Origin of the sequence: Staphylococcus sp. AntiMn-1, from assembly GCF_001663395.1 — a bacterium.
Classification (GTDB): Bacteria; Bacillota; Bacilli; order Staphylococcales; family Staphylococcaceae; genus Staphylococcus; species Staphylococcus equorum.
The window spans coordinates 2,191,827-2,204,977 of the sequence record NZ_CP012968.1 but is presented as its reverse complement, the minus strand read 5'-3'; the positions used below and the strand labels follow the sequence as shown (position 1 = coordinate 2,204,977).

Sequence of the window (13,151 nt, the reverse complement as noted above, 5' to 3'; positions counted from 1 at the left end):
TTTTCAATAGGAGTCTCGCTGCTTTATTTTTCTTAATACTCATCTATAAATTTATGATGTCATATAATCTCCACCATTGACGTGGATAACTTGGCCTGTAATATACGAACTATCTGCGTACGTTGCTAAAAATACATAAGATGGTGCCAGCTCAGCTGGTTGCCCTCTACGTTCCATTGGTGTATCAGAACCTTGATTTTCAACTTTGTCTTCTGTGAATGTTGCTGGAATTAACGGTGTATAAATTGGTCCAGGTGCCACTGCATTGACACGAATACCTTTCCCAATCAACGTAGTTGCTAATGAGCGTGTGAATGCAACAATCGCTCCTTTTGTTGCTGAATAATCTATAAGATGTCCCGAACCTCTATAAGCTGTCACACTCGTGGTATTAACAATCGCATCGCCATCACTTAAGTGTGGTACTGCAGCTTGAGATAAAAACATCATTCCAAAAATATTCGTTTCGAATGTTTCTTTTACTTGTTCTGGTGTGATATCTTCAAAATTATCTTTTGGAAATTGAACGCCACCATTATTAACTAATATATTGAGTCCACCAAAATCATTTACGACTTTTTCAATTAAATCTTGTGATGATGCAACATCTTTCAAATCATGTGCATAGGCTTTTGCTTTTACACCTAAAGATTCCAAACGATTTACTACCGCTTCAGCATCTTCATGTTCATCATAATATCCAATCGCGACATCTGCGCCTTCTTTAGCATATAGTGTTGCCACTGAACGCCCAATACCTGAATCTCCGCCGGTAATCAAAGCAACTTTCCCTTTCAATTTTCCACCACTTTTATAATCTTTCATTTCTGAAAGTGGCTGTGGATTCATATCTTTTTCAATTCCTGGTTGTCTATCTTGTGTATAACCTTTAATTTGTTTATGAAATTCAGTTAAGTTCATTTGTATACCTCCATTTTTACGCCTATTACTTGCTAGATACCACTTCAGAACACATACAAACATTTTGAATTTTTAATTAGTTTTGAGCAATATAAAATGAATACATTGACAACACACTATAACAGTGCCGCTATAGTGTGTTGACTGAGCTTTAAGATTATTAATTGGATTTAGATAGAATGTTTAATGATTCTACTTGAATGGATAAATGACATAACTGCAAATATGCAATAAACAATTGAATATGCACCCATAACAATATAGACAGGTAACATATTTGTAGTACTGAGGATTAACATAAATGCTTTAGCTGCAAAATATGCATGTAATAATGACACTACTAGTGGCAGTCCAAAATTAAACATTACTTTAAGCCCTAACCCTTTGAGCATATCACTATGTGTGTATCCAATTTTGCGTAATATACGGAAACTTGGTATCTCATCTTCTGTTTCATCCATCTGTTTAATATAAATAATACAACCTGACGCAACTAAAAATGCTAGCCCTAAGAATGATGTAACAAATAATAATATACCCGCAGAGTCATTCAATTCTTGACGTACTAATTTTTGAGGGTAGATATCAGAATGAACCGAATGGGCCATTTTATTAGCTTCTTCCCAATTATTTTGATTTTTTAAATCATAACCATATTGAGTACGTGTTTCCTCACCTTGTGGTTTCAAGTGATTATATTGCTGTTCACTTATGAGTAATACAGGTGAAGCAAAGCTGACATCGTTTTTAAAATTCACTTCTTTTTTAGCATCAATCACTTTAAATGTGTCCACTGGTTTAGTATCAAATTGAATTTTTGTATTTAAATTGAATTTCATTATACTTGCGGATGAAGCCATATTTATCATTTTCGCTTTATGATCCGTAATATCCTTATCATTAAAATATTTATTACTTGTTATAAACATTTTATCAGTTTCACCAAAATTACTACTGTAATCATAAAAATTCTCTTTAGTTACTTTTAATTCAGTAACTTCTTTATATACTTTGTTATAACCTATATCCTTTTGTTTCAATTTATCTTCAAATTGTTGGGCTTGCTTATTTTCCAAGAAATTAAAATCTTGTGGTGAGGATTGCTTCACTGTATCGTCAATCGTTGACTTACTGATTGCACCAAAGCACAGTACGGTTACAGTAACAGCAGATATCGTCGCTATTATTGTGAGTGACAATGCATTTTTCTTCATTCTGTGCATGATTGAAGACGTAAATACAACATCTGTTATAGAAACATTACCATTTTTTGAACGCTTCAATGTTTTAAAAATCAGCGACACTGAACTTCTAAAGAATAGATATGCACCTATAATAGTTAAAAATAAAATGGCGAATGGCGCGTACATTAATTGCTCGGCGAATTTGCCAAACAGTTCAGTAGACATATAATAGCCAAAAGCAATCATGGCTATGCCTAAAATGCCTGAGATAACTTCAATAACGGTCATCTTAGATTGGGTTGCTTCAGATTTTGTACTATCATTCATCAATGATAATATACTGCGCTTACGTAAAAAGATGAAGCTTTGTGCCATAATCAATAGGAAAGACACGATAATTAATAAAATTGTTTGTATAACAGCAGGAAATTGGAACGTTAATGATACACTCGTGTCTATAGTTAATACCTTGAGTACAATCATTAAGAGAATTTTCGAACCAAAGACACCAATAATTATGCCCATCAACCCTGTTATTAAAAACATTGCAGCTTGTTCAATTAATAATATGCGCATAATATTTTTTCGAGTTAAACCTATTAATTGATATAAAGCAAATTCACGTGTCCGTCGTTTTATAAATAATTGATTTGCGTACATTAGAAATACGAGTATAATCGCAAATAAGAAATATGATCCTACTTCAGAACCCTTTCTAATAATAGACATTGAATTTACATTGTTTATACTCTCTGTATACTTTAATGTTACGAAACTAAAATATAATACAATACTGACAATCAATGAAAATATATACATCGCATAATGCCGTATGTTTTGTCTGAAGTTCTTAATTACGATCTGATTAAAACTCATTTGCTACACCACCCAAAGCAGTTTGCATATGAATGATATTTTTGTAAAACGCTTGATTCGAGTCATCACCTTGGTAAATTTCAGAATGGACGCTGCCATCTTTCAACATAATGACACGATTAGAATAACTTGCTGCCACTGGATCATGTGTCACCATTACAATCGTTGCATCTATGCTTTCATTCAAATCTTCAAGCCTGTTTAGAAGATCTTGTGCACTTTTTGAATCTAATGCGCCAGTAGGTTCATCAGCAAAAATAATAGCAGGTTTATGTACCGAAGCGCGTGCTGCTGCAGTACGTTGTTGTTGCCCTCCAGAAATTTCATTAGGATATTTATGACCCAGTTCATGAATACCTAGCGCTTTTGTTACTTCATTATAATTATTTTCTTTTTCTGTTTTAGACATTTTTTGAATTGATAAAGGAAGCATGATATTTTCTTTTACCGTTAATGTGTGTAATACACTATAGTTTTGAAAAATAAAACCTATCTCTTTTTTACGAAAATCTGCTAACGCCTTGTTACTCATGTTATTTATTTTGTTACCGTTAATTTCAACTGTGCCACTCGTTATATAATCAATAGAACTTAAGACGTTTAAAAGTGTTGTTTTACCAGAACCTGAAGGCCCCATTATGGTAACAAATTCACCCTTTTCAATTGAAAAATCTATCCCCTTTAATACTTCTTGTTGCTGATGTCTGTTACCGTACTTTTTTGTTAGTCCTTCTACTTTTAATATCGACATGTTTGTTCACTCCTCGTCATCTTTTTCTCTATATAACTATCATAGCTAATTAATTTTTTCTTTTCGTTTGATATAACTAACAAAAAGCTATTTTTAAATGACAACTTTGTCACTTATATGAAATTTAGTTGCTTCTATTTTTCTAAATCTACACTTCTGTCATATGATATAATAGTCTAATTGAATTTTAAATAAGGAGTACAAGAAGATGTTAAATAAACTTAAACGAGAATGGCTCACTGCTCCGGGCACCAATATCGTAGCTGGTATCCTTGTGGCGCTTGCACTCATTCCTGAAGCCCTCTCATTCTCTATCATTGCCGGTGTAGATCCTATGGTCGGTCTATACTCTTCATTTATTATAGCAGTTGTTATTTCTTTCGTTGGTGGTAGACCAGCAATGATTTCAGCAGCTACAGGTTCTGTTGCCTTAGTCATTGTGCCATTAGTAAAGGACCATGGCGTTCAATATTTACTGGCAGCAACAATTTTAATGGGTATTATACAAATTATATTTGGTGTGTTAAAGGTAGGACGTTTAATGAAGTTCATCCCAAACTCTGTCATGATTGGTTTCGTCAACGCTTTAGCCATTCTTATTTTCATGACACAAATCAAGCATATATTTGGTATATCAATACCTACATATTTATTTGTTATTACTACACTACTAATTATTTACTTATTGCCACGCGTATTCAACAAAATTCCCGCGCCACTTATCGCAATTGTTGTACTTACTATTGTCTACTTAGCGACTGGCGCAAAAGTCGAAACTGTTGGTGATTTAGGTCAAATCACACGTTCATTGCCACAATTTTTCATTCCTGATGTGCCATTTAACTTAGAAACATTACAAATTATTTTGCCTTATTCTTTATCTATGGCGATTGTTGGACTTGTAGAAAGTTTATTGACTGCACGTATCGTAGACCAAGCAACTGATACGTATAGTAGTAAAAATAGAGAATCACGTGGACAAGGTATTGCCAACTTTATTACAGGGTTCTTTGGTGCTATGGGTGGCTGTGCTATGATTGGTCAATCCGTAATTAATGTACGCTCTGGTGCAACAACACGTCTTTCTACTTTTACAGCTGGTGTATTTTTGATTGTTTTAATTATCGTGTTTGGGGATTGGGTCGTTCAAATTCCTATGCCTATATTAGCTGGTATCATGATTATGGTATCTGTAGGAACGTTTGATTGGCATTCATTCCAATTTATGAAAAAAGCACCACGAACTGATGCGTTAGTCATGGTACTCACTGTAGCTATTGTACTATTCACGAGTAACCTTGCCTTAGGTGTTATCGTTGGTGTCATTGTAAGTGCCCTTTGTTTTGCTACAAAAATTTCAAATGTTACTGTAGATTACGAAGAAGTCGATGAGACAATTCACTACAAAATCAAAGGCCAAATTTTCTTTGTCTCTATAGATTCTATGATGAATCAACTTGATTTGGAATTACGCAATAAAATAATTTACTTAGATTTTAGTCAAGCTCACTTATGGGACGATTCCGCAGTGAATGCGATTGATACTTTAATAGAAAACTATCATAAGAAAAAAAACACAATTTATGTACAACACCTCAATAAAGACAGTCGTAAAATTGTTTCAGAATTAAGTAAAGTAAACAAACAACATCTTTTATAAAATATGAATCTATGAGATTGAAATATCGGTAAGTTTTTAAAACTACACCCTTATTTCAATCTCTTTTTTCAAACGTAAAAATTGACTTTTATACCTAGTGGGGGTATATTAAAAATATAGAAATTAAAAAACGACTCTGTCACCAATATTTAGTTACATGTATGAAAGGAGGTTCACTTCATGGCTGAAAAGAAAAAAACGACTTTAGGTATCACCGGTATGACTTGTGCCGCGTGTGCAAATCGTATAGAGAAAAACTTAAATAAAATTAATGATGTAGATGCCACTGTAAACGTTACAACTGAAAAAGCAACGGTTGCTTACAATCCTGAATCGACAACGATTGATGACCTTACGCACTCCATTGAAAAAACAGGTTATGGCGTCTTAACTGAAAAAGCAGAACTCGATGTTATAGGCATGACTTGTGCCGCATGTTCGAATAGGATTGAAAAAGTATTAAACCGTGACGCTGGTGTTGAACATGCTAATGTCAATTTAACTACTGAAAATGCAACGATTGCTTATAATCCAGAAATGACTTCTATTGATGATTTGATTAAAAAAATTCAAAAAATAGGTTATGATGCAAAACCAAAACAAGCAGCCAGTGAGAAAAGTTCGCAAAAAGAACAAGAGTTAAAACACAAACGCAATAAACTTATTATTTCAGCAATTTTAGCAGCACCCTTATTGCTTACAATGTTTGTACACCTTTTCGGTATGCAAATTCCTCATATCTTTATGAATCCATGGTTTCAATTTGCATTAGCAACACCTGTTCAGTTTATAATCGGTTGGCAATTTTATGTAGGTGCCTATAAAAATTTACGCAATGGTTCTGCCAACATGGATGTGCTTGTCGCCTTAGGTACAAGTGCCGCATACTTCTATAGTTTATACGAAATGATAAAATGGCTAAACCTTACAAATTATACACCGCATCTATATTTTGAAACGAGTGCAGTACTAATCACATTGATTCTTTTTGGAAAGTATTTAGAAACGCGCGCAAAAACACAAACTACAAATGCTTTAAGTGAATTGCTCAACCTTCAAGCAAAAGAAGCACGCGTGTTACGTAATCAAGAAGAACTTATGATTCCATTAAACGAGGTTGTCCAAGGCGATCACCTTATCATTAAACCTGGTGAGAAAATACCTGTAGACGGTAAAGTCATTAAAGGAACCACTTCTATAGACGAATCTATGTTAACTGGTGAATCTATACCAATTGAGAAAGTTCAAAATGATAACGTCATCGGTTCCACAATGAATAAAAATGGGTCTATTACAGTAGAAGCAACTAAAGTTGGCAAAGACACAGCGCTCGCTTCAATTATTAAAGTTGTAGAAGAAGCACAAGGATCTAAAGCACCTATTCAACGTCTTGCTGATATTATTTCTGGCTATTTTGTACCGATTGTAGTTGGCATTGCTTTACTCACATTTATTGTATGGATTACACTCGTACAAACAGGACAATTCGAACCAGCATTAGTTGCTGCAATCGCAGTACTCGTAATCGCCTGCCCTTGTGCACTTGGGTTAGCTACGCCTACTTCTATTATGGTAGGTACTGGAAAAGCTGCCGAAAACGGTATTCTTTTTAAAGGTGGCGAACATATTGAACGTACACACCACGTCAATACTGTTGTATTAGATAAGACAGGTACAATTACAAATGGTAAACCCGTAGTCACTGATTTTGATGGTGATGATAAAGTGTTACAACTACTCGCAAGTGCAGAAAAAGGTTCTGAACATCCTTTAGCTGAATCTATTGTGAACTACGCTAAAAAGAATCACATTCCATTTTTAGAAGTAGCACATTTCGAAGCGATACCAGGTCACGGTATAAAAGCGACAATTGATGGTAAATCATTATGTGTTGGTAATCGCAAATTTATGATAGAAGAAAACATTGCAATAAACAGTGCTGAAACACAATTATCACGTTTTGAACAAGATGGAAAAACAGCGATGATGATTGCCATAGATAGCGAATTAAAAGGAACAATCGCTGTTGCAGACACTGTTAAAGCTTCAACAAGTGAAGCAATTCAGCAACTTCATGATTTAAACATTGAAGTCGTGATGCTCACTGGAGATAACGAACGTACTGCACAAGCTATTGCAAAACAGGTAGGCATCGACACAGTAATCGCCGAGGTACTACCTGAAGAAAAAGCCTCAAAAATTGTAGAGCTACAAGATCAAGGCAAGACAGTAGCCATGGTTGGTGATGGTGTCAATGATGCGCCAGCACTTGTACAAGCAGACATTGGTATAGCAATTGGTAGCGGTACAGAAGTTGCTATCGAAGCTGCTGACGTTACAATTCTTGGCGGCGATTTATTATTAATTCCGAAAGTCATGAAAGCTAGTAAATCAACAATACGCAATATTCGTCAAAACTTATTTTGGGCATTTGGTTACAATGTAGCTGGTATACCGATTGCCGCATTAGGGTTACTCGCACCATGGGTTGCCGGCGCTGCAATGGCGTTAAGCTCTGTGAGTGTCGTCACTAATGCATTGAGACTTAAACGCATGAAATTATAATTCATTTTTGAAATAATCATGATAGAGACATTCATTATTTTAAGGAGGTGATTTGTATGACTGCAGAAACAATTAAAGTAGAAGGCATGAGTTGTGATCACTGTAAACAAGCAGTAGAGTCAGCACTTACTAACCTTGATGGTGTTACAACAGCAGATGTTAACCTTGAAGAAAATAACGTTAAAGTAGATTATGATGACAGCAAAGTCGAAATGTCTCATATGAAAGAAGCAATTGAAGACCAAGGTTATGATGTAAAATAAATGAATAGCACACAAATATAGTGGACGCCTCATCTCTGATGCGCCCACTTTTTTATTGTTTATATTAATTTTAATACTGAGTTAAAAACCCTTTATAATGTATTAACACGGAGGGCTGTATCACCAGTATTCAATACTTCTAATGTTGCATTTAGTGCATCCACAATTAAATTTTCAACTGCTGCATCTGTATAAAATGCAATATGAGGAGACAGTATAACATCTTGTCGTTCAATTAATTGAGTTAAAATATCATCTTTAAGTTCAGTGCCCCTTTGATCACTAGGAAACAATCCTTTCTCACCCTCATAAGTATCAAGCGCTGCACCTTTTAACGTTCCATTATCCAAAGCTTCTATAAGTGCACTTGTCTTTACAATAGAACCACGCGCACAGTTGATAAACACAGCGCCCTTCTTAAATGCTTTGAATAAATCTTCGTCAAATAAATAGTCATTTTCTTTACTACCTGGAATATGTACAGTGACAATGTCTGCATCTTTTACAACTTCAGTCACACTATCTTTATAAGTTAAATATGTTTGGCATTGTTCATTCGGTTCAATATCATATGCCACAACTTCCGCGTCAAACCCTCGAGCAAAAATTTTTCCTACAATAGAACCAATGCGTCCCGTACCGATTACAGCGACTTTTAAATCTCTGATAGAACGTGATAATATCGCTGGTTGCCATCTGAAATCATAAGTTGCTGTTTTTTGTTGAATATCATTATAATTACGAATTAAATTAAGTGCTTGAGAAACTGTATACTCTGCAATTGAATGTGGCGAATACGAAGGTACATTTGAAATAATCAAGTTATATTTTTGAGCTAAATCCAAATCATAACTATCAAAACCTGCACTACGTTGTGCAATTTGTTTAATGCCAAAATCATGTAATTTTTTATATACTGTTTCATCTAATGGAATTTGCTGTGATAAAGATAAACCATCAAATCCTTCTACTCGATCTACTGTGTCTAAAGTAAGTAAATCTTTATCTAAATCAACCTCTACTTTGTATTTTGTTGCCCATGCTTCTATGTAGGGAATATCTTCTTCACGCACGCCAAAAAGTTTGATTTTTGTCATCTAAATTCACTCCTATTTTATTATTGATAAAGATATTTAAGCGATTGAATACGTTCTGCTGCTTTCAACAATGCTTGATCATCAAGTGCCAATGAAATACGTACATAGTTACGCCCATGTTCACCAAAAGGTATGCCAGGTGCAACAAGAATAGATTGCTCTTGTAATAAATAGTCAACAAACGTTTCACCATCGTATTCGGGCGGTGTTTTCAACCACAAGAAAATGCCACCTTTCATCGGTTCAAATGGTATATCCACTTTATTAAGTTTTGCTTCAAATTGATTTCTACGTTTTTTAAAAGTTTCATTTTGTTCTTCTAAAAAATCATCATAATGATTCAATGCATAAGTAGCTGCATCTTGTAACGCACCAAACATACCAGCGTGTGTATGTGATTGGTATTTCTTTAAGGCTTGTATTATATCTTTATTCCCTACTGCAAATCCCACTCTAAATCCTGACATGTTGTAACCTTTAGATAAGGAAAAAATTTCTACTCCCAAATCTTTCGCACCTTCAGATTGCAGCATACTGGGATTCTTACCATCAAAACCAAATGCACTATATGCAAAATCATGAACAATTTTAGTTTTCGTATTTTTAAATTTTGCAACAGCTTCATCAAATACAGCCTTTGTAGCCACTGAGCCAGTTGGATTATTAGGATAAGTTAAATAAACTAGACGTGTATTAGCTAGCACTTTTTTATCTACTTTATCCCATTCAGGTAAATAATATGGTGGTTTAAGTACCAATCGCTCAGGTTGTGCATCAGCCAACATCACCCCTGCCAAATAGTCTGTATAACCAGGATCCGGTAGCAATACATTTTCTCCAGGATTAACGATACATGTTGGAAGCGCTACTAAACCATTCTTCGTTCCATATAAAATACAAACTTCATCTTCTATATCTAATTCTACTTGGTACTGCCTTTCATAAAAATCTACAATTGCTTGTTTCAAGCTATCTTTACCGTGAAATGCTACATACTTCTGATTCTCAGGAAGACGTATCGCATCAGCGAAACAATTAATAATACCTTTTGGCGTTTCGCCATCAGGGATACCGACTGCCATATTGATTAATGGTAAAGGCCCATGTTCAACCTTTTGCCCCATTGTTTTACCAAAGTAACTATCAGGAATTTGTGCTAATCTATCTGAAATTGACATTAAAAAGTCCTCCTATATAAAAAAACTATATACCCAATGAAGTGGCATATAGTTTTCACATGTCACCTATCTATCAAGTCATGTCACTTGTTGGAAGTAGCACAGTACTTACGACATAAGTCTGCTGCTGAAGTCTCATAGGGCCAAATCCCTCAACTTCTCTGGATAAGTTTTCATTTATTTAATTAGCTTTAATTTTATCAGAATATTCACCCTTGTCAATAAACTTTAAATTATAAAAAAAGAGTGACTACTAAGAGCCACTCTTTCTTTTTATAATTAAATCATTATATTGTGTGCTTAAATCTTACCATGCAACCCATGCGCCAGCACCTTGAGATTCGTAAACCTCAACTGCTTTATCCATTTGATCTTGAACAGACATACCAGCATGCTCACCATGACCTAATAATTGGAATAATCCGTATGCACCTGATGAAGCGTTAACTGCGTTTGCATTTCCGCCACTTTCACGTTGGATAACACCTTTCCATTGTGATGCTGATACACCAGTACGTTCTGCCATTTGTTGCGCTACTGAATCAATGCTTGATGTATTTGTAGTAGTTGTACTTGTTTGTGTAGTTTCAACTTTTGTAGTAGTTGAAGCTTTAGGAGCTGCAACTGGTTTTACGTCAACATTATTTGATTGTTGTTGCGTACTTACTTCGCTTGCTGATTTTTCGTTAGTATTAGTAGTTGCTTGTGTGCTAACGTCTTGAGTTGTGTTTGTAGAAACGTTAGAAGATGCAGTTTGAGCACCTGCTACATCATATTCCCATGACCATGATTGACCGTCTGAAGTGAATGTATATTCATAACCGCCTAATACGAAATCATAGTTGTATGCACCAGCGTGTAATGGTTTTTCATTTAATTCTGCAGCATTACTTTGTGCTAATTCAGCTAAATGCGCTTTGTCGATGCTTTCTTCTGAAGCGTGAGCTTGATTGTTGTCTGCTGTTGCTGCGTATCCTGTTACACCTAATGCTACTGCTAATGATGATGCTAAAATTGTCTTCTTCATAATTAAAAAATCCTCCATTTAAATCTTTTTAAGTAAAATTATATTTTCGTTAATTAAATTATCCTATGTACTTCAAGCAATTAATTTTTATGTGTTATTTTTTCGCCACAAATAATATACCATAAATTTCGTTCAATTATATTACACTTAGATAACAAAACGTTACAGATACAGCTTCTCTTTGTAATATTGAAATATAACCGTTTTGTTTTGTAACGCTCTAAACAAATAAAATATACTTTTCATATATCTCTAAATGTTATTATATTGAGCTTCACGTCAATTTTCATACTAATTTTTTATATAGTCTGAAATATTACAAAACCATCTACTGTTACCCAACTGTAAAATTAAAATTCAACATAAAAATTATAATTTTGCGCGAAACTTGCACTGATTTTTGTCAAAATAAAAAAAGACCACTGTTATGTGGCCTTTTAGATTGTCTAACTGTATTTTCAAAAAATCAATTTAACTGTTAGTTTATTACAAATCGTTACTCATTTCATATCCAAAACATATAACATTTTATGCTAAGAATTTATAAATGTTACTATCATACAGTTTTAATACCTTCATATAAAAAAGATTAATTAAGTACCCCATAATAAATGGAACTACAAAGAACGTGATAAATACTAATAATAAATTCATTAATATCGAGTCTTCCATAAATTTAAAGGCACTAATTGGCCCTACAAGCCCGATAATACCAAATCCGGCTGACTCTTTAGTACCTTCTATACCAATAAGCCCACCTACAAACCCTGTGATAAGTGCGTTTGTAAAAATCGGTAATAAAATAATAGGATGTCTTACCATATTCGGTATCATCATTTTAACGCCACCTAAGAAAATCGTTATCGGTACGCCTGGTCTATTCATTTTCATTGTGCCTGCAACAAGTACACCTTCACATGCTACGATGCCAAGCGAAGCAGAACCAGCTGCTAGACCACTTATACCTATGGCTAGAGCTGTAGCCACAGTCGATATCGGTGAAATAATTATGAAACTGAATGCAAGTGCAATAAGCATAGACATTAATATAGGTTGTAATTCTGTAAATGAATTTACTAAATTACCTATACCTGTAGTAATCATTTGTATGTATGGCAGTATGAGTACGCCTATTAATGCAGCCAAGCCTCCAACAATTGTTGGTAAAATAATTAGCGTTAAACTACCAAAACGTTCTCCTACTATTAATATAAAAAACACTGCAATTGCTGCAGTAATCATTGTATTGATTAAATCCCCAACGCCTACAAGCATCCATACACCATCTTTGAATTGTGCAACCCCACTACCAACAAATGCCGAACTTGCAACTACTGCTGTAGCTAATGGCGTTAGATTGAAGCGCATTGCAATCAATGCTCCTACAAGAAGTGGTACTGTAAATTGTATACTTTCGACAACTTGTAACATTGTTTCGAATATTGGATACTTTGGTGAAAGCAACTTAAATAATTCACCTAAAATTGCATTTGGAATCAGACCTGCAACAATCGCTATTGCTACACCTGATAATACATTATTTATAAATTGTTTCGGACTGACTTTCATCATAGCAGTTCCTCCTAAGTTGTAATAATTACTAATATATCACATTATCTTAATTTTCAG

10 protein-coding genes and 1 riboswitch are annotated in these 13,151 nt (G+C 34.4%); of the genes, 3 read left to right on the top strand and 7 right to left on the bottom strand.

Annotated elements, in window-relative coordinates; all coding sequences use genetic code 11:
• Positions 1-51: 51 nt before the first annotated feature.
• The 3 genes from AOB58_RS10635 to AOB58_RS10625 form a co-directional block, all read right to left on the bottom strand.
• Positions 52-921: an SDR family oxidoreductase gene (locus tag AOB58_RS10635; RefSeq protein WP_021339749.1), complete on the bottom strand. Its 870-nt coding sequence runs from the start codon at positions 919-921 to the stop codon at positions 52-54.
• A gap of 170 nt (positions 922-1,091) precedes the next feature.
• The gene (locus tag AOB58_RS10630) at positions 1,092-2,981 is read right to left on the bottom strand and encodes an FtsX-like permease family protein (protein ID WP_064783405.1); all 1,890 of its coding nucleotides are present in this window, start codon (positions 2,979-2,981) and stop codon (positions 1,092-1,094) included.
• On the bottom strand, positions 2,971-3,732 hold the full coding sequence (locus AOB58_RS10625; RefSeq protein WP_021339751.1) for an ABC transporter ATP-binding protein: 762 nt from the start codon (positions 3,730-3,732) through the stop codon (positions 2,971-2,973). Before AOB58_RS10625 ends, AOB58_RS10630 begins: the two co-directional genes overlap by 11 nt.
• A 208-nt stretch (positions 3,733-3,940) precedes the next feature.
• On the opposite strand from AOB58_RS10625, the gene AOB58_RS10620 reads away from it, so the two are divergent.
• From AOB58_RS10620 to copZ, 3 genes are all read left to right on the top strand, one after another.
• Positions 3,941-5,392 (top strand): SulP family inorganic anion transporter, encoded by a 1,452-nt coding sequence (locus AOB58_RS10620; protein ID WP_002506621.1) that lies wholly within the window; start codon positions 3,941-3,943, stop codon positions 5,390-5,392.
• A 180-nt stretch (positions 5,393-5,572) separates the two neighbouring features.
• Positions 5,573-7,957, top strand: a complete 2,385-nt coding sequence (locus AOB58_RS10615) for a heavy metal translocating P-type ATPase (RefSeq protein ID WP_064783404.1) — start codon at positions 5,573-5,575, stop codon at positions 7,955-7,957.
• Positions 7,958-8,013: 56 nt separating this feature from the next.
• Positions 8,014-8,220, top strand: a complete 207-nt coding sequence (copZ, locus tag AOB58_RS10610; protein ID WP_002506619.1) for a copper chaperone CopZ — start codon at positions 8,014-8,016, stop codon at positions 8,218-8,220.
• 92 nt (positions 8,221-8,312) lie between these two features.
• Here copZ and AOB58_RS10605 read toward each other — a convergent pair whose 3' ends face one another.
• The 4 genes from AOB58_RS10605 to AOB58_RS10590 form a co-directional block, all read right to left on the bottom strand.
• Positions 8,313-9,317 carry a D-lactate dehydrogenase gene (locus AOB58_RS10605; RefSeq protein WP_021339753.1) on the bottom strand — a complete coding sequence of 335 codons (1,005 nt, stop codon included), beginning with the start codon at positions 9,315-9,317 and terminating at the stop codon, positions 8,313-8,315.
• A gap of 20 nt (positions 9,318-9,337) precedes the next feature.
• Positions 9,338-10,495 (bottom strand): aminotransferase class I/II-fold pyridoxal phosphate-dependent enzyme, encoded by a 1,158-nt coding sequence (locus AOB58_RS10600; protein WP_064783403.1) that lies wholly within the window; start codon positions 10,493-10,495, stop codon positions 9,338-9,340.
• Between the two features lie 63 nt (positions 10,496-10,558).
• Positions 10,559-10,667, bottom strand: a riboswitch (SAM riboswitch).
• A 135-nt stretch (positions 10,668-10,802) separates the two neighbouring features.
• Positions 10,803-11,522, bottom strand: a complete 720-nt coding sequence (locus AOB58_RS10595) for a transglycosylase family protein (protein ID WP_046465988.1) — start codon at positions 11,520-11,522, stop codon at positions 10,803-10,805.
• Positions 11,523-12,050: 528 nt separating this feature from the next.
• Complete coding sequence (locus tag AOB58_RS10590) at positions 12,051-13,094, bottom strand: PTS sugar transporter subunit IIC (protein WP_002506615.1); 1,044 nt, start codon at positions 13,092-13,094, stop codon at positions 12,051-12,053.
• Between the last annotated feature and the right edge of the window lie 57 nt (positions 13,095-13,151).